The sequence below is a fragment of the Proteocatella sphenisci DSM 23131 genome, assembly GCF_000423525.1.
Lineage (GTDB): Bacteria > Bacillota > Clostridia > Peptostreptococcales > Filifactoraceae > Proteocatella > Proteocatella sphenisci.
On the sequence record NZ_AUID01000001.1, the window covers coordinates 11,425 to 29,192 of the forward strand.

The window sequence follows — 17,768 nt, forward strand, 5'->3', positions numbered from 1 at the left end:
AATTTAATTTAATAGTGAGGGTTGATATGACAACGAATAATAAAGATCTAATAAGTGTAATCCAAAGTGAATTCACAAAATTAAGTAAAGGTCAAAAAATCATAGCGCAATATATACTTTCTAATTATGACAAAGCTGCATTTATGACCGCTGCAAAGCTGGGTGAAACAGTTGGAGTAAGTGAATCTACAGTAGTAAGATTCGCAAACGCAATAGGATATGACGGGTATCCTGATCTTCAGAAATCACTTCAGGAACTTATTAAAACTAAACTGACCACTGTTCAGAGAGTAGAAATGTCCAATGAATATTCAAGCGATTTTACAATACTGAAAAAAGTTCTAAAATCAGATATAGATAACATCAAGGGCACTCTTGATGAGATAGACCCACAGTCTTTTGAAAACGTCATAAACAAGATGGTTTCTGCTAAAAAAATATATATAGTTGGATTGCGAAGTTCTGCAACTATAGGAGAGTATCTCGGATTTTATCTAAACTTCATACTCGATAACGTTGTACTTGTAAACTATGGTATCAGCGATGTATTCGAACAAATATTAAAAGTTGACAGTAAAGATCTGGTGATTGGTATTAGTTTCCCAAGATATTCAAAACGTACATTTGAATTGCTTAAATATGCAAAAGAACAAGGAGCCAGTGTGGTGGCAATTACTGACAGTAAACTAGCTCCAATATCTACAATTGCAGAAGAAATCCTTATTACAAGAAGTAATATGGCGTCTTTTGTCGATTCTCTGGTAGCACCGTTTAGTGTTGCAAATGCACTTATTGTATCGGTTGGTATGAGAAAAAAAGCTGACATCAAAGACTCCTTTGATAAGCTCGAAAAAATATGGAAAGAGTACAGAATTTATGATGATAAATAAAAACAACTTTATAATAGCTATAGATGGACCAGCTGGAGCAGGTAAAAGTACTGTGGCAAAAAAACTTGCTGAGAATTTAAACTTTCTATATATAGATACTGGTGCTATGTACAGAGCTATTACTTATAAAATAAATAAAGAAAAAATCGATATAAATGATAAATCTGCGATAAAAAATATGTTAACAAAAACCAGGCTTATTTATGAAAATTCTACACTTTATCTCGATGGAAACCCTGTAGGGGATGAAATAAGAAGCAACGAAGTTAATTCTAAAGTATCTACAGTATCTAGCAATAAATATGTAAGAACTTCAATGACTGACTTACAAAGATGTATAGGTCAGACCACTTCATGCATATTAGATGGCCGTGATATAGGTACAGTAGTATTTCCAAATGCTGATATAAAGATATTTCTGGTGGCAGATGTGTCAATGAGAGCTCAGAGAAGATATAAAGAAAACCTCGAAAAAGGTATGGACACAACTTTTAGTGAAATAAAAAAAAGTATAGTAGAAAGAGACTGTATTGATTCAAAAAGAGAGATAGCTCCTTTGTCAAAAGCAAATGATGCCATAGTGATAGATACAAGCAGTCTTTCTATAGATGACGTGGTTTCAAAAATAACAAATATATATCTGGAGAAAATAAATGTATAACTTTTTAAAGAGAACAGTATGGCTGTTTACAAAGCTGGTATTCAGAATTGAATACCAAGGGCTTGAGAACATCCCTGAAACAGGGGCTTTTATTATAGTTGGAAATCATAAAAACAATTTCGACCCCATCTTGATTTCATTTACTACCAAACGTCAAATAAGCTACCTTGCAAAAGCAGAGCTTTTTAAAACAAGATTTACAAAATTGTTATTTGAATCAATAAATTGTATCAAGATAGACAGAAACAAAACCGATATAACAGCTATAAAAAATGCACTTAGGGTATTGAAAGCTGGCGGAATACTGGGTATATTCCCAGAAGGTACCAGAATAAAAGATGGATCAGAAGGTGGTCAGATAAAATCAGGTGCAGTTATGATTGCATCTAAGGGCAAAGTAGACATCCTACCCGTTGCAATAAGTGGACAATATAAGATGTTTGCCAAAATAAAAATATCTGTGATGCCTATGTATGATATAAAAAAAGCTATGACCGACCACGACGGAGATATAGAAGAAATTTCATCAGAAATAATGAGTGTTATATATAGAGAGGTGGATAAAAACAGTAATGAAAATTAAAATTGCCGAATTTAGTGGCTACTGCTACGGAGTAAAAAGAGCAATGGACCTTGCGTGGGAAGAACTCACCACTAATTCAGATAAAAAGGTGTATTCATTAGGTCCACTTATTCATAATGATCAAGCGATGAAAAAATTCACTGAAAATGGACTTATTGTCGAAGACTCTATAGATAAAATAGAAAAAAAATCCATTGCTATAGTAAGAAGTCATGGACTTCCTAAGGACTTTTATGATAAAATGGATATAAACTCAACACAAATAGTTGATGCAACCTGTCCTTTCGTTAAAAAAATTCAGGATATAGTATATGAAAATTATAAATCAGGACACATTATAATTCTGATTGGAGATGCGGACCACCCTGAAATAAAAGGAATCAACGGTTGGTCGGATAATTCATCTATAATTATTAATTCAGTTGAGGATGCTGAAGAGTTTGTTTTTTTGGATAGTGAATCTTATATAGTAGCTGTCCAAACAACCTACAAACTTGAAAAATATCTTCAAATTGAAAAAATATTAAAAAATAGATTAAAAAAAGTTGAATTCTTCAATACCATATGCTATGCTACAAGAGAAAGACAAGACTCTGCCAGAGAACTATCAAAAACTGTTGATGCTATGATAGTTATCGGTGGAACAAGCAGTTCAAACACAAAAAAATTAGCAGAAATATGTTCTGAGAATTGCATTACATTTTTAATTGAGACATCAAAGGATATTGACATTAAAAAAATCTCATCCTTCAATACAATAGGTATTACAGCAGGAGCATCAACCCCTGATTTTATCATTGATGAAGTAAAAGATTTGTTGCTAACAAAATAAACGTTTAAGGAGTTGGAAATTAATGATTAGTGAAATGGAAAGATTATTGTTGGAAGAGGAACAAAATTACCAAGAAGTTTACAAAGGGTCAAGAGTAAGAGGAACAGTAGAGGTTATAAAACCAGATTCATTCTACATTTCTTTAAGTTACAAAACTGATGGAGTTCTTCCAAAATCAGAAGCAGGTGACTGTGAAGATATCAAAGTTGGAGATTCATTGGATTTGGAAGTTGTAAAAATCGACAAAAACACTGGCGAAATACTATTGTCAAAGAAAAGACTTGATGACTTTAAAGCATGGGATGAAATCCAAATGGGCGACATTATCAATGTAAAAGTAACAGAAAGAAACGAAAAGGGCCTTATTGCTAAATTCAAAGGATCAATAAGAGGATTCCTTCCACTTAGTCACATTGAAACTAGATTCATAGGCGAAGATGCATTAGATAAATATATAGGACAGGAATTTGAAACTGAAATCATTGACCTTGATCCAAAGAAAAGAAGACTTATCCTTTCAAGAAAGAATATGCTTCTTAAAGAGCAAAATGAGCTTAAAAAAGAATTGATCAACAAAATTGTTGAGGGCGAAGTATTCAAAGGTATCGTAAAAGATATTAAAGATTACGGTATATTTGTAGATTTAGGTGGAATAACTGGTCTTGTCCACGTTAGTGAACTATCATGGAACAGAAAAGATAACATCGAAAAATCATATAAGATTGATCAAGAAGTTGAAGTACAAGTATTAAGCTTTGACCAGGAAAAAGAAAGATTATCATTAAGTATCAAAGCTCTAATGCCAAATCCATGGGATGTTTTTGTACAAAATAACCATGTTGGAGATATACTATCAGGAGAAGTTAAAAATATCAAAGATTATGGTATATTTGTATCTCTTGGAGATGGAATCGACGGATTCGTTCATATATCAAATATTTCATCTGATTTCATAAAAAATCCAGGTGAGGTTGTAAAAGTTGGAGATAAGATTGATGCCAGAATATTAAATATTGATTCTCAGGCACAGAAGATCGAATTGACACTTAATCTTGAAGAAAAAGAAGAAGTGATATCTGAAGATATCGAAAATACACAGGAGGTATAATATGAAAAATTATGTTTGTGATGTATGTGGTTATGTTTATGATCCAACAGCAGGAGATCCAGATAATGGAGTAGCTCCAGGAACAGCGTTTGAAAATGTACCAGAAGATTGGGTTTGTCCACTTTGCGGAGTTGGAAAAGATCAGTTTTCAGAAGAATAATTAACAAAAAAAGAGTGGTTATTGCCACTCTTTTTTAAATTAAATGAATTTTCATTAATTTTTTGTTTATTTTAAATAAGTAGAAAAGAGGAAAATTTACTATGAGCAGAGTGCTAAAAAAGAATAATGGATTTACATTAATTGAACTTCTAATAGTTTTGACAATTTTAGTAGCTTTGACCCTGACTGGTACATATAAATACTTCAATATAATAGAAACCAATAAACAAAAAATAGACATCAGTAATGCAAACATTTTAGCAGAAGCAGTAAATGTCGCAGAAGCAACGGGACAAATCGAAATAAAATCTTCACCTGTCACAGTAACCTACGAAAATTTAAAAAATGTCATTAATAAAGAATTGTTCCCTGTGAGCAAACTTTATTCCGGAGAAAGTTCCAAACCCGAATTCGTAATAACAGCATCTAAGAGCAGCAATGATTTGATAATAACAGTTTCTGCTAATAAAATAGAACTGTATCCTGTGGCAAAAATAGTAACAACAGAATAAATATATTTAAAAAAACATAAAATTAAACTTGCAGAGGTATTAAATGGAAGAATGGATTTTAAAAAGATCTTATTTAGACTACAAAGATATATTAAATGACTTTAAACTCGATAAAGTATCCGCACAACTGGTATCAAAAAAACAGTTTGAAACAAAATCAGAAATATACAATTATTTAAATCCAGATATCAGCCTCTTTCATGATCCTTTTAAATTAAAAGGTATGGACGAGGCTGTAAATTTGATTTTGAATGATATAAAAGAGAATAACAATATATTATTATCGCTTGATTATGATGTAGACGGCATAATCAGTGGTGCTATAGCTTTTTTAGGACTAACTCAAATCGGAGCTAAATGTTCATATATTTTACCTCATCGAATCAAAGATGGCTATGGCATTAATGAAAGAATAATTGAATATGCTAAAGAAAAATCAATAGATACAATAATCACATTTGATAATGGTATTGCTGCTTTTGACGCAATAGATCTTGCAAAAAAATATGGCATTAAAATAATAGTAACGGATCATCATGATATACCATTTAGTTTTGACGAAAGTGCGAAAAAAATATTTAACTATGTAAACGCAGATATTATAATAAACCCCAAACAGCACGAATGTACTTATCCTTTCAAAGGACTATGCGGTGGGGCAATAGCCTACAAACTTATACAAGCCCTTTATATAACTTTAAATGAAGATATGAATAAGATGAACGATTTTATTTCTCTTGCTGCAATTGCTACTATATGTGATGTTATGGAATTAAAAGATGAAAACAGATCTTTCGTTTCATTGGGTTTGAAAAATATTCAAAACATACAAAATCCAGGACTAAAAGAGCTTTTTTTACTATATAACATAGGTGGACCGGTTACCTCGGATGATATCGGTTTTAAGATTGGACCCTGTTTTAATTCCAGTGGAAGACTTAGTACGGCAGCAAAAAGTCTTGAACTTTTGACCTCTCATCTACACAGTAAATCTTCAAATTTATATAATATCAAAAACTTAGCCGAAGAATTGTTTGAACTTAATCAAAAAAGAAAAGAAATTACAGCTCATGCTTTTGAAAAAGCAATTTCTATAATTGAATCCGAATATATATATAACGAAAATATTATTCTTGTATACATTGAAGACGTTCACGAAAGTATTGCCGGCATAGTTGCCAGTAGAGTTAAGGAAAAATATAATAAGCCTGTAATAGTCTTTACGGATTCAGAAGAAATAATAAAGGGTTCAGCAAGATCAATAGAATCTGTTGATATGTTTGAGCTTATCTCTAATCACAAAGATCTTTTGTTGAAATTCGGAGGACATCCTATGGCGGCTGGTATGAGTCTGGAAAAGACCAATCTCTCTGTTTTTTTCTCAAATCTTAAAACTAGTATATCTGAGTATTCAATACCCCAAAATAAGATTCATAAAGTAGATATGCTTTTAAAATTTGAACAACTCGACTTAAAACTTGCAAATGCTTTAAAAAAATTCGAACCTTACGGAAAAGGTAATGAAAAAATCATATTTTCAAGCTTAAATGTGACAATCAGAGATTTTAAAATAATTGGAAAAAATTCAAATGTGTTAAAATTGCAAATTTCTCAATCCGAAGTATTTAGAGGATTTATTTGCTTTACAAATATAGATTCCATATTGATAAAAATAAAAAACAAAGTGCAAACAAATCAGTATAATGATATAATAATTGATGAAAACAATACTTTTGATATAATATATACCATTGGCAAAAATGTATTCAATGGTTCAGAAAAACTTCAGCTCGAACTCATAAGTATTCGATAGTATTAATACAATATAAAAGGAGATTTCATATGAATTTAGAATCATTCGTAAGAACAATAGAAGACTATCCTCAACCAGGTATCAGCTTTAAAGATATAACCACTTTACTAAAAGATGGCGAGGCGTTTAAATATGCTGTAGATCAAATGATAAATAATCTAAAGAATAAAGAAGTGGATTATATAATTGGAATGGATGCCCGTGGATTTATTTTTGGAGCCGCAGTTGCATATGGACTTGGCGTAGGTTTTATACCTGCAAGAAAACCAAACAAACTTCCATCTGAAGTTATTGGGTGTGAATATGAACTTGAATATGGTAAAAATACAATAGAAATCCATAAAGATGCTATAAATCCTGGAGATAAGATAGTTATAATTGATGATTTGCTGGCTACAGGAGGTACTGCTGGAGCAGTAGAAAAACTTGTTCAAAGTCTTAAGGGAGAATTGGTGGGTTTTGAATTTCTCATAGAACTTGATGGTCTTGAAGGCAGAAAAAATCTGGAAAATAAAAATATAAACGTATTAATACACTACTAAATTACATTATAGTATAAAAGATATTAAAAGACTTTCGTTTTTCTACGAAAGTCTTTTAATATCTTACAATTTGTTATATAATGAGTAAATACAGTTTATTATGAAGAGTGGTGATATAGTGCTAGAAAACTTACTATTAAGAATAGAACAATACAATCCTGATGCTGATTTGAAGCTGCTTATAAAAGCATATAACTACGCGTCCAGTGCTCACGAAAACCAATATAGAAAGTCCGGCGAAAAATATATTATTCATCCAGTTGAAGTGGCAAAAATACTTGCTGAACTAGAACTTGATGTAGATACAATAGCAGCTGGCTTGCTTCATGATGTAATAGAAGATACAGCTATTACATTTGAAGAAATAGAACGTGAATTCAATCTCGATATTGCAATGCTTACTGATGGTGTCACTAAACTTGGCAAGCTCGAATATAAAAGTAAGGAAGAAACTCAGGCTGAAAATATGAGAAAAATGTTTTTAGCCATGGGTAAAGATATTAGAGTAGTTCTAATAAAACTTGCAGACAGACTTCATAATATGAGAACATTGAAACATATGTCTCCTGAAAAAGCTATAGAAAAATCTTTGGAGACAATCGAAATATACGCACCTATTGCAAACAGGCTGGGTATCTCAAAGGTAAAGCTTGAAATGGAAGACCTGGCGCTAAGATATCTTGACCCTGAGGGATATTATGATTTAGTCGAAAAAATAGCAAGAAAAAAAGCTGAAAGAGACGAGTATATACAAAAAGTAATATCAGAAATAAAAATAAAACTTAACGATTCTTCTATATATGCAGACATTACTGGCCGGGCAAAGCATTTTTATAGTATATATAAAAAGATGAAAAGTCAGAATAAGGAGTTTGACGAGATTTTCGACCTTATGGCTGTACGAGTTTTGGTTGAAAGTGTAAAAGATTGCTATGCTTCACTTGGATTAGTTCATACAATATGGCGACCTATTCCTGGTCGGTTCAAAGATTATATTGCCATGCCTAAACCTAATATGTACCAATCTCTTCATACTACAGTTATCGGACCAGACGGAGAGCCTCTGGAAATCCAGATAAGGACCATAGATATGCACAGGACCGCTGAATTTGGTATAGCAGCTCACTGGAAATATAAAGAAGGTAAAATTAATCAAGAATCATCGGATATGGAATCTAAGTTACTTTGGCTAAGGCAGATGATGGAATGGCAAAAAGAAGTCTCGGATCCAAAAGAATTTATGGATTCATTAAAAATGGACTTATTTACCACTGAAGTTTATGTTTTCACGCCCAAGGGCGAGGTTATCGAGCTTCCAGCAAGTTCAATTCCGCTTGATTTTGCCTATAAAGTCCACTCAGATGTTGGAAATCGTTGTGTAGGAGCAAAAATAAACGGCAAAATAGTACCTATGACATATACTCTTCAAAATGGGGACCTTATAGAGATCTTAACCTCATCAAACTCCAATGGGCCATCGCGTGACTGGCTTAATATGGTAAAGAGTTCTCATGCAAAAAGCAAGATAAGACAATGGTTCAAAAAAGAACGTCGAGAAGAGAATATCCAAAAAGGAAGAGAACTTCTCGAACGTGAAGCAAAGAGACAGGGATATTCCCAGTCTGAACTTTTAAAACACAAATATCTTTCTCCAATAATGAAATCTCTTTCTCTGCCAAATGATGAAGATTTTTATGCAGCTATTGGATATGGGGGTATAACTCTTTCACAGGTTATGCCTAAGTTAAAAGAAAAATATGACCTGGAAAACAAAGACAAAGATAAAGATATTAAAAACAAAAAAGCAGTCGAGCCCGAACCGGCTGTACCAAGCAAAAAACCACCTGCCCACGACTATAAGGGTGTTTATGTAAAAGGAATAGACAACCTTCTTATGAGGTTTGCAAAATGTTGCAACCCTCTGCCAGGAGACGAGATAGTAGGGTATGTTACAAAGGGCCGCGGGGTATCAATTCACAGGGCTGATTGTGATAATATAGATATAAATACCGAAGCACCAAGCGACAAATTGATCGAAGTAGGATGGGATCAAAATTACAACAACCTGAAATCTTTTGAAGTTGAAATTCTTATACTGGCTAATGACAGAAGAGGTCTCTTTGTTGATGTCAGCAGAGTATTAGCTGACGAGAAAATACAGGTAAATGGTATTAATGCGCGCAATAATAAAGACGGGCTTGTCAATATGAATACAATAATTGTCGTTGCTTCAAAGGATCAGTTGAAATCTGTAAAAAATAAAATCAAAAGAATAGAAGGGGTAATCTCTGTAGATAGATTATAAATAATTATGAGAGCAATCATTCAAAGAGTAAAATACTCAAGTGTAGAGTTTATAAGAAATGACGAAAAAATAAAAAACGAAATATCCAAAGGACTTCAAGTTCTTGTCGGAATAACGCATGACGATACAAGCAAGGACGTTGAATATATTGTCGATAAAATTACAGGGCTTAGAATATTTGAAGATGAAAATCACAAAATGAATCTTTCTATCAACGATATATCTGGAGAAATACTTTTGGTCTCCCAGTTTACTCTATATGGCGATGCCAGAAAAGGGAAAAGACCCAGTTTCTCTGATGCCGCAAAACCAGACCTTGCTATCCCTTTGTATGAGTCTATGATAGACAATATAAAAGATAAGGGTATAGTGTGTAAAACAGGCGAATTTGGAGCTGATATGGATGTTACAATCATCAACGATGGGCCAGTTACAATTATGCTTGACAGTAAAAAACAATTTTAGATATGAGGTAAATTATGTTTTTAGAAACTTTAGGAAGAAATAAATTTGGAATAAACACTTATATTTTAGCTGATGATAAAAAAAATGCAGTTGTCATAGATCCAGGAATAAATTATGAATCTATCGTATACAGCCTTAAAGAGAATCAACTGAATGTAAAGGCCATACTATTGACCCATGGCCACTGTGATCATATAGCAGATGTACAAAAAATAAAAGAAAAATTTGATATACCTGTATATTGTCATATTAAAGATAATGAACTTCTTATGCATGCTAAATACAATTACTCCAAAGATTTTGGAATGGGTTCAATCGAATTTAGCGCAGATGTATTGGTTAAAGACGGAGAATCTATTAATTTAGATGAACTTGATTTGAAAGTAATCCATACTCCCGGACACACAAAAGGAGGGGTATGTTATATGTATAAAGAAATATTATTTACAGGTGATACATTATTTGCAGGATCTATGGGCAGAACTGACCTTTATGGCGGAAATGAAGAACATATGGCAGCATCTCTTCGTAAACTTTCTCAGCTTAGCGATAATATAACCATATATCCCGGCCATGGTCCAAAATCCACTATAAAAATAGAAAAGGAAACGAACCCGTTTTTAAGGTTATAAAATGAAAGTATATATTAAAAATGTTAAATACGAATATGAATTAAAAATGTTATATCACAGTTTCTCAAGAAAAGAAGTCGATTTTTATAGCATTTCAGATCATATAGAATCTGATAAGGGTGATTACATCGCTATTCACGAAGAATCGGGGTCAAATCCTTCAACAATAAACGTATCTGTGACATCAAATATAGATAATAACAATTATTATTATACAGAAGTGTGTCCTGACATTAGTAAAGAGGTTAAAAACGCTTACAAAAGATGTTTATACAGAGTTCTTTCCTCAGTCTTTAACAGGAATCTCCCATGGGGAATACTGACCGGAATAAGGCCTGTTAAGATATACAACGAGCTCAGAAAAACCGCTTCGGTCTTGCCTTATTTGACTGAAGACTCTATCAAAAATGAAATTTCATCAAAACATTTGATTTCTGATGAAAAAATAGAGCTTATGAAAACCATATCAAATATTCAAAAGCCTGTCATAGATTCTATAAACGATCAGAGCTACAGCATATATATATGTATTCCATTTTGTCCGAGCCGATGTAACTACTGTTCTTTTTTCTCCAATGATATAAATAAAAAAGGACATTTAAGAGATTCTTATATTGATGCACTGGAAACAGAGATCAATTCTGTTATGCAAGAAGAATGGGTGCAAGGCAAGCGACTTGACAGCATCTATGTCGGTGGAGGAACGCCGACAGCTCTTAAAGACTATCAGATTGAAAAACTGATGATTTTTTTGAATAGTAAATTTGACTTCAGCAAAATAAAAGAAATCACTTATGAAGCAGGAAGACCAGACACCATAACAGAGGCTAACCTTAGAATACTAAAAAAATATGGTGTTAACAGAATATCTATAAATCCTCAAAGCATGGTAGATGAAACTCTTAAAAAAATAGGAAGACTTCATAATTCCTCAGAAATAGAACAAGTCTTTAATCTAGCCAGAGAAGTAGGTTTTGACAATATAAATATGGACATCATTCTGGGTTTGCAAGACGAAGATGTGACCAGTGTAAGGCATACTCTTTCAAAAATCAGAGACTTAAATCCTGATTCCATAACAATGCACACTTTGTCAATAAAGAAAGCTTCAACTTTGCACCAAAATATTGATTATGAAGAACTCGAAAGACAAGAGCACAATATACAGCAAATGGTTGAAATCGTTTACGAATGCATGAATAACATGAATTTTACACCCTATTATCTATACAGACAAAAAAACATACTGGGCGGATTCGAAAATGTTGGATTTTCAAGACCAGGAAAAGAGTCCTGGTATAACATTATAATAATGGAAGAACTCCAAAATATACTGGCATTTGGTTCAGGAAGTGTTTCAAGGTTTGTATATCCTGAAGAAAACAGGATTGAGAAAGTAACTAATATCAGAAATCTTGAAGAATACATTAACAGGACACAAGATATGGTAAACAGAAAAAGACTGGAGATGAAATAATGAAAATTCAAAAACCAAAAGGCACCGAAGATATATTACCTTCATCCATTGGCAAATGGTACTATGTTGAAAACATGTTCAAAAAAGTATGTGAAGATTTTGCATACAGAGAAATCAGAACTCCTATGTTTGAATTCACTGATCTCTTCAATCGTGGGGTAGGAGAGACTACTGATATAGTTCAAAAAGAAATGTTTAGTCTCGAGCAAAGAATTAATCCAGGCTCAAAAAAGAAACCTGAATCTTTTTCTCTTAAGCCCGAAGGCACAGCCCCTGTAGTAAGAGCTTATATAGAAAACAGTCTCTACGCCAATCCTCAACCTACAAAATTATTCTATATAACCCCATGTTTTAGATACGAGCAGCCACAAGAAGGAAGAAAAAGAGCTTTCCATCAGTTTGGAGTCGAAGTCTTCTCGAGCTCTAACACTTACACTGATGCCGAAGTCATATCACTGGCCATGGAATTTTTCAGAAGACTTGGAATAGACAAGTATGTTGAACTGAGAATAAATTCAGTAGGTACCTCAGAAAGCAGAAAATCGTACTCAGATAAACTGAGATCGTTTTTACAAGACGATTTTAACCAGCTCTGCGATACATGTAAAGAAAGATTTTACAAAAATCCAATAAGGATTATAGACTGTAAAAATGAAAAATGCCACACTATAGCTGAGGGAGCTCCACTTATGATAGATAATCTAAGTGAAGAAAGTGAAAAAAACTTTGAAGAATTAAAACACAATTTGGATTTAATGGGAATAAAATATACTGTTGACCCTTACATAGTAAGAGGCCTTGATTATTACACAGATACAGCATTTGAAATAGTATCTAATGACATAGGCAGTCAATCCACTGTATGTGGCGGGGGCAGATACAATGGTTTAGTGGAGCAGTTAGAAGGCCCAGTAACTCCAGGTATAGGTTTTGGTTTGGGTATCGAACGCCTCATCATGGTATTAGAGAATCTAAATATTGAATTCCCACAAGATAAAGGCTTAGATTTGTTTGTTATTTCTATTGGTGACAAAGCCGACTCTATATCTACTAAAATAGTACATGAGCTTCGTAAAAAAGGTGTCTCATCAGACAAAGATCACCTTCGCAGAAGTATCAAAGCCCAATTTAAATATGCAGATAAATTAAACACAAGATATACAGCTGTTATTGGCGATGATGAAATAGAGTCTAAGTCAATAATACTCAAGAACATGAATAATTCTACTCAGGAAAAACTGAATTTAGAAAATTTTACGGAAGATTTTTTCAATATCATAAAATAAAATGCGAAATACGGAGACTAATTATGGAAACCTTAAAAGGATTAAAAAGAAGCAATTATTGTTCAACATTAAGAATAACAGACATTGACAAAGAAGTTACACTCATGGGATGGATACAAAAATCCAGAAACCTTGGAGGACTCATATTTGCAGACATAAGAGACACCTCAGGACTTTGTCAGGTAGTTTTTGATATAAACATAAACAAAGAACTTTTTGAAAAAGCAGAAACTTTAGGATCAGAATATGTAGTTGCAGTAAAAGGTATTGTAAAAGAAAGACAGGCAAAAAATCCAAATATTGAAACTGGGGATATAGAAATAATAGCAAATGAACTCAGAATACTCAACACTTCTGAAACTCCACCTATATATATTAAAGATGATGACGATGTTTCTGAATCACTCAGATTGAAATACAGATATCTGGACCTTAGAAAACCAAAGATGCAAAACAATTTAAAAATGAGACATAAAGTATGTCAGATTGTAAGAAACTTTCTTTCTGATGAAAATTTTGTTGAAATAGAAACTCCAGTACTTGCAAAGCCTACACCAGAAGGAGCAAGAGACTATCTTGTGCCAAGCAGAGTGAACCCAGGAAATTTCTATGGGCTTCCACAATCTCCACAACTCTTTAAGCAGCTTCTCATGGTTTCGGGAATGGACAGATATTTTCAAATAGTAAAATGTTTCCGAGATGAAGACCTTCGTGCAGACAGGCAACCAGAATTTACACAAATCGACTGCGAAATGTCTTTTGTTGAAATGGAAGATGTAATGCAAGTTATGGAAAAGCTTATACAAAAGGTATTTAAAGAAACTATAAATGTCGATGTTGCGCTTCCACTACAAAGAATGACTTATAAAGAAGCTATGGATAGATTCGGATCAGACAAACCAGACCTTAGATTTGGATTTGAAATAAAAGATTTAAGTCCTATAGTTCAAAAATGTGGATTTTCTGTTTTTGAAAATGCCCTTGAGAGCGGTGGATCTGTACGCGCAATAAACGTAAATGGCTATGAATCCCAGTTTACGAGAAAAAATATAACTGAACTTGAAAATGTGGCTAAATTGTTTGGAGCCAAAGGTCTTGCCTGGATGAAAATTACAGGTGAAGGTATTTCTTCGCCTATAGCTAAGTTTATGACTGAAGAAACTATAAATAACATTATATCTTCAATGGATGCTAAAGCAGGTGACCTTATACTCTTTGTTGCAGATAAGAACACTGTAGTATTTAACGCGCTTGGACATGTAAGAATTGAAGCTGCTAAAAAACTAGATATCATTGATAAAGATGCATTTAATTTCCTTTATGTAACAGAATTTCCATTATTTGAATTCGATGAAGAAGAGAACAGATACTTCTCAATGCATCATCCATTTACTTCACCACTGGATGAAGACTTTGATAAATTTGAATCAGATCCTGGAAGCATGAGGGCAAAAGCATATGATATGGTCCTAAACGGAGTTGAACTCGGTGGCGGAAGTATCAGAATATATGATTCAAATGTTCAAAGTACTATGTTTAAAGCTTTAGGGTTCTCAGAAGAAGAAGCACAAAACCAATTTGGATTCTTACTTGACGCTTTCAAATACGGAACTCCGCCTCATGGTGGACTGGCATTTGGTCTGGATAGAATAATGATGCTGCTTCTAAATCTGGAAAGTATAAGAGAAGTCATTGCTTTCCCAAAAAATCAGAATGCAGTTTGTCCGCTTACAAATGCACCAGGGAAGGCTGATCCAAAATCATTGGAAGAGCTAAATATCAAATTTGAAATTTAATATTGTGAAAATAATATTGCCAGCCTAAAACTGGCAATATTACAAACACTGGCAACTATTCTTTAAATGTATATTTTGCGAATAGTTGCATAAGGAGGCCCCCAAAAATGAAGATTCATAACAAATCTGGTAAACCCATGAATATTGTAATATCTGAGAATAAGCTGATTGAAAAATGTATAGAACTAGAAACTCAAATGCCAGTTTTTCTAAAAGACTATTTTATTTTTATAAAAAATGCCGTGTCTTTAAGTACCAGATATGCATACCTTAAGGATATTCATTTCTTTTTAAATTATCTTTTAATTGATAATTCCCATATCAAATCAATTGTAGATATTAAGCCTCAGCTTATAAATGATTTCACTGCCCGTGATTTTAACTATTTTATAGGCGAATACTGTTCACGTTACGAGGTTGATAAAAATGGCAGCCGAATCATCTACGAAAATCACAACAGATCACTCTCTCGAAAAAAATCCTCATTATTGTCTTTATTGAAGTTCTTATACAGAAACGAACAAATTACCAGTAATATAATCGAAGGTTTAAATCCAATAAAAACGCCCAAACCACAGCCAGATGCTATAAAAAAGCTTTCTGTTGAAGAAGCTGGAAAACTTATTGAAATTGTAAATACTGGTAAAGGTCTTACAGAAAAAGAGCTTGATTTTTGGAGACTTACACAGCAAAGAGACCGCCTTATAATTCTGCTTTTTATAATATATGGACTGAGAATTTCAGAACTCCAGTCATTAAATGTTTCATCTTTTAATCTAAACAGAAATGAGTTTAAAATTTTTAGAAAAAGAGGCAAAGAAGTTGATATGCCCTTGGACGAAAAAGTTAAGAAGTATCTTGTAGAATATCTGGAAACTGAGCTTAAAAATAACAAAGTCTCTGATAAAGATTCTGACGCACTTTTTCTTTCAAGGCAAGGTACAAGGCTTACTTCAAGAGCTATACAGAATTTGATCAAAAAATATACTTCTGTAGCAATGCAAACCAGTCGCAGCAACGGATATTCCCCACATAAGCTGCGAGCAACAGCCGCCAGCTCCATGATAGAATTCGGATTTTCTATCTATGATGTCCAAAATCTACTCGATCATGACAGTGTACTTACTACTCAGCTCTATGCAGCTCACAGAAAAAATGCAAAAAAAGAAATAATTGAAAATTTAAACTGGATTAAATAAAAAATCATCAGATTGATTGCTGTCAAAGAATCAAAAAAACACAAAAATGCTTAAAGATAGCAAATTTTGTGTTTTTGATTGTTTTATTTTTTCTTACTAGTCTACTAAAATAAAGGTGGATGAGGTGGAGATGTTCTCTTGTGCTCAGACCTGGCATTTAATCTTTCGATTACGACTTTATCTTCTTGAGGAATTTCTTTACCCTGAAGATACATATCTATATATTTATAGGTCGTGCCCATTTCTTTCTCGTCTGTCTGGCCTTCCCAAAGACCAGCAGTTGGAGCTTTTGCAAGTATATTTTCAGGAACGTTGAAATATCTCCCCCACTCATATACTTCGTTTTTTAAAAGATTGGCAAGAGGTAAAATATCGACTCCCCCATCACCATATTTTGTAAAGTATCCAGTTAACAATTCCGCAGCATTGTCTGTTCCCACAACAAGATAATTAAGATTGTTAGCTATGGAATAAAGTGCTGTCATTCTCAGCCTTGCTCTCATATTCGCATCGACAATTTTTTTATTTTCTTTAATAAAAAGTTCTTTCATCTCAGATTCAACTTTGTCTAATATTGATTCATTCTCATGAGAAAGATCAATTGTTAATTTTTTTATGTCACACGATTCACAAAGCGCATTGGCATCCACCAGATCTTCCGAAGAATTGTGTATTGGAAGTATAACTCCCAGACAATTATCGGGTGAAGCCAATTTTATAAGATTTGCAACTACAGCAGAATCAATTCCTCCAGAAACCCCAACAAGTAAACCTTTGGTTTTTGTTTCTTTCATCTTATCTTTCAGCCAGTTTACTGTACTTAAAATTTTCTCTTCAGTCGTCATTTTAAAACCTTTCTAAATTATAACTAATCTATTATTTTATCATTAAAAAACCTTACAAAAACATTGTCCAATTCATCTATGTTAACTAAAGATGAAGTTATATCAACTAATTCATTTAATATCATTATTTCTTCTTCATTAATATACACCATGAATTTTACATTTTCAAGATATTGTATATCTTTTACAATCACACCACTGTTTTTAAATCTGTGTTGTATTTTGGGTGCGATATCATAAGTACAAGTTATCAAGTAGCATTTCATTTGTCTGCATTCGATTATTTTGGAGGCTTCCATTCCCATTTTAGCAGATTCGGTATAGGCCCTTACCAGTCCTCCAGTACCAAGTTTTATGCCACCAAAATATCTGGTAATAACTATACAGATATCCGTCATTCCTTTTTTTAACATGACATCGAGTATTGGCATGCCAGCTGTTCCAGACGGTTCTCCATCATCTGAGTACCTCTTTATATCCGAGGCTTCTCCTACTACATAAGCGCTTACGTTATGAGACGCATTATAATTAAGCTTTTTAATCTTGGCAATGAAATCTATCGCTTCACTTTCTTCGTGTACAGGTTTTGTGTAAGAAATAAACCTCGATTTTTCAACTATATATTCCACTTGTGAATAATCTAATACTGAATAATAGTTCAA

Annotated in this window: 18 protein-coding genes; 16 read left to right on the plus strand and 2 right to left on the minus strand. The window is 33.1% G+C overall.

Translation table 11 applies throughout. The features are described from left to right. Window positions 1–26: 26 nt before the first annotated feature. The 16 genes from G558_RS0100040 (at window position 27) to G558_RS0100115 (ending at window position 16,261) form a co-directional block, all read left to right on the plus strand. Window positions 27–890 (plus strand): MurR/RpiR family transcriptional regulator, encoded by an 864-nt coding sequence (locus G558_RS0100040; protein WP_028828319.1) that lies wholly within the window; start codon window positions 27–29, stop codon window positions 888–890. Continuing rightward, window positions 877–1,551 carry a (d)CMP kinase gene (cmk, locus tag G558_RS0100045; protein WP_028828320.1) on the plus strand — a complete coding sequence of 225 codons (675 nt, stop codon included), beginning with the start codon at window positions 877–879 and terminating at the stop codon, window positions 1,549–1,551. The genes G558_RS0100040 and cmk overlap by 14 nt, the downstream gene beginning before the upstream one ends. Then, a complete protein-coding gene (locus G558_RS0100050) occupies window positions 1,544–2,134 on the plus strand; it encodes a lysophospholipid acyltransferase family protein (RefSeq protein ID WP_028828321.1) in 591 nt (196 codons plus the stop codon). Before cmk ends, G558_RS0100050 begins: the two co-directional genes overlap by 8 nt. Further along, on the plus strand, window positions 2,124–2,966 hold the full coding sequence (gene ispH / locus G558_RS0100055) for a 4-hydroxy-3-methylbut-2-enyl diphosphate reductase (RefSeq protein ID WP_028828322.1): 843 nt from the start codon (window positions 2,124–2,126) through the stop codon (window positions 2,964–2,966). Before G558_RS0100050 ends, ispH begins: the two co-directional genes overlap by 11 nt. Window positions 2,967–2,988: 22 nt before the next feature. Beyond that, window positions 2,989–4,074 carry a 30S ribosomal protein S1 gene (locus tag G558_RS0100060; RefSeq protein WP_028828323.1) on the plus strand — a complete coding sequence of 362 codons (1,086 nt, stop codon included), beginning with the start codon at window positions 2,989–2,991 and terminating at the stop codon, window positions 4,072–4,074. Window position 4,075: 1 nt separating this feature from the next. Further along, a complete protein-coding gene (gene rd, locus G558_RS13555) occupies window positions 4,076–4,234 on the plus strand; it encodes a rubredoxin (protein WP_071604430.1) in 159 nt (52 codons plus the stop codon). A 101-nt stretch (window positions 4,235–4,335) separates the two neighbouring features. Then, a complete protein-coding gene (locus G558_RS0100070; protein WP_028828324.1) occupies window positions 4,336–4,746 on the plus strand; it encodes a pilus assembly FimT family protein in 411 nt (136 codons plus the stop codon). A gap of 43 nt (window positions 4,747–4,789) precedes the next feature. Beyond that, the gene (gene recJ / locus G558_RS0100075) at window positions 4,790–6,559 is read left to right on the plus strand and encodes a single-stranded-DNA-specific exonuclease RecJ (RefSeq protein WP_028828325.1); all 1,770 of its coding nucleotides are present in this window, start codon (window positions 4,790–4,792) and stop codon (window positions 6,557–6,559) included. 29 nt (window positions 6,560–6,588) lie between these two features. After that, window positions 6,589–7,101, plus strand: a complete 513-nt coding sequence (locus tag G558_RS0100080) for an adenine phosphoribosyltransferase (protein WP_028828326.1) — start codon at window positions 6,589–6,591, stop codon at window positions 7,099–7,101. A 100-nt stretch (window positions 7,102–7,201) separates the two neighbouring features. Next, entirely contained in the window at window positions 7,202–9,406 is a 2,205-nt protein-coding gene (locus tag G558_RS0100085; RefSeq protein WP_156888476.1) for a RelA/SpoT family protein, read from the plus strand. A gap of 6 nt (window positions 9,407–9,412) precedes the next feature. Then, complete coding sequence (gene dtd, locus G558_RS0100090) at window positions 9,413–9,871, plus strand: D-aminoacyl-tRNA deacylase (protein WP_028828328.1); 459 nt, start codon at window positions 9,413–9,415, stop codon at window positions 9,869–9,871. 14 nt (window positions 9,872–9,885) lie between these two features. Continuing rightward, entirely contained in the window at window positions 9,886–10,503 is a 618-nt protein-coding gene (locus G558_RS0100095; protein ID WP_028828329.1) for an MBL fold metallo-hydrolase, read from the plus strand. A gap of 1 nt (window position 10,504) precedes the next feature. After that, window positions 10,505–11,980 (plus strand): coproporphyrinogen dehydrogenase HemZ, encoded by a 1,476-nt coding sequence (gene hemZ / locus G558_RS0100100; protein ID WP_028828330.1) that lies wholly within the window; start codon window positions 10,505–10,507, stop codon window positions 11,978–11,980. Beyond that, on the plus strand, window positions 11,980–13,266 hold the full coding sequence (gene hisS, locus G558_RS0100105; RefSeq protein ID WP_028828331.1) for a histidine--tRNA ligase: 1,287 nt from the start codon (window positions 11,980–11,982) through the stop codon (window positions 13,264–13,266). The genes hemZ and hisS overlap by 1 nt, the downstream gene beginning before the upstream one ends. Window positions 13,267–13,289: 23 nt before the next feature. Then, complete coding sequence (aspS, locus tag G558_RS0100110) at window positions 13,290–15,062, plus strand: aspartate--tRNA ligase (RefSeq protein WP_028828332.1); 1,773 nt, start codon at window positions 13,290–13,292, stop codon at window positions 15,060–15,062. Window positions 15,063–15,169: 107 nt separating this feature from the next. Then, window positions 15,170–16,261 carry a tyrosine-type recombinase/integrase gene (locus G558_RS0100115; RefSeq protein ID WP_036931273.1) on the plus strand — a complete coding sequence of 364 codons (1,092 nt, stop codon included), beginning with the start codon at window positions 15,170–15,172 and terminating at the stop codon, window positions 16,259–16,261. Window positions 16,262–16,365: 104 nt separating this feature from the next. Here G558_RS0100115 and nadE read toward each other — a convergent pair whose 3' ends face one another. Next, window positions 16,366–17,106, minus strand: coding sequence for an NAD(+) synthase (gene nadE, locus G558_RS0100120; protein WP_028828334.1), 741 nt, complete (start codon window positions 17,104–17,106; stop codon window positions 16,366–16,368). A gap of 23 nt (window positions 17,107–17,129) precedes the next feature. Further along, entirely contained in the window at window positions 17,130–17,768 is a 639-nt protein-coding gene (locus tag G558_RS0100125) for a YigZ family protein (protein WP_028828335.1), read from the minus strand.

What these genes read in the sequence shown, in the direction of transcription:
- G558_RS0100050 (WP_028828321.1), top strand. Translation starts at nt 1,544, where the DNA reads ATGTATAACTTTTTAAAGAGAACAGTATGGCTGTTTACAAAGCTGGTA.
- hemZ (WP_028828330.1), top strand. Translation starts at nt 10,505, where the DNA reads ATGAAAGTATATATTAAAAATGTTAAATACGAATATGAATTAAAAATG.
- cmk (WP_028828320.1), top strand. Translation starts at nt 877, where the DNA reads ATGATGATAAATAAAAACAACTTTATAATAGCTATAGATGGACCAGCT.
- G558_RS0100040 (WP_028828319.1), top strand. Translation starts at nt 27, where the DNA reads ATGACAACGAATAATAAAGATCTAATAAGTGTAATCCAAAGTGAATTC.
- aspS (WP_028828332.1), top strand. Translation starts at nt 13,290, where the DNA reads ATGGAAACCTTAAAAGGATTAAAAAGAAGCAATTATTGTTCAACATTA.
- G558_RS0100115 (WP_036931273.1), top strand. Translation starts at nt 15,170, where the DNA reads ATGAAGATTCATAACAAATCTGGTAAACCCATGAATATTGTAATATCT.
- dtd (WP_028828328.1), top strand. Translation starts at nt 9,413, where the DNA reads ATGAGAGCAATCATTCAAAGAGTAAAATACTCAAGTGTAGAGTTTATA.
- hisS (WP_028828331.1), top strand. Translation starts at nt 11,980, where the DNA reads ATGAAAATTCAAAAACCAAAAGGCACCGAAGATATATTACCTTCATCC.
- rd (WP_071604430.1), top strand. Translation starts at nt 4,076, where the DNA reads ATGAAAAATTATGTTTGTGATGTATGTGGTTATGTTTATGATCCAACA.
- G558_RS0100070 (WP_028828324.1), top strand. Translation starts at nt 4,336, where the DNA reads ATGAGCAGAGTGCTAAAAAAGAATAATGGATTTACATTAATTGAACTT.
- recJ (WP_028828325.1), top strand. Translation starts at nt 4,790, where the DNA reads ATGGAAGAATGGATTTTAAAAAGATCTTATTTAGACTACAAAGATATA.
- nadE (WP_028828334.1), bottom strand. Translation starts at nt 17,106, where the DNA reads ATGACGACTGAAGAGAAAATTTTAAGTACAGTAAACTGGCTGAAAGAT.
- G558_RS0100060 (WP_028828323.1), top strand. Translation starts at nt 2,989, where the DNA reads ATGATTAGTGAAATGGAAAGATTATTGTTGGAAGAGGAACAAAATTAC.
- G558_RS0100080 (WP_028828326.1), top strand. Translation starts at nt 6,589, where the DNA reads ATGAATTTAGAATCATTCGTAAGAACAATAGAAGACTATCCTCAACCA.
- G558_RS0100085 (WP_156888476.1), top strand. Translation starts at nt 7,202, where the DNA reads ATGAAGAGTGGTGATATAGTGCTAGAAAACTTACTATTAAGAATAGAA.
- G558_RS0100095 (WP_028828329.1), top strand. Translation starts at nt 9,886, where the DNA reads ATGTTTTTAGAAACTTTAGGAAGAAATAAATTTGGAATAAACACTTAT.
- ispH (WP_028828322.1), top strand. Translation starts at nt 2,124, where the DNA reads ATGAAAATTAAAATTGCCGAATTTAGTGGCTACTGCTACGGAGTAAAA.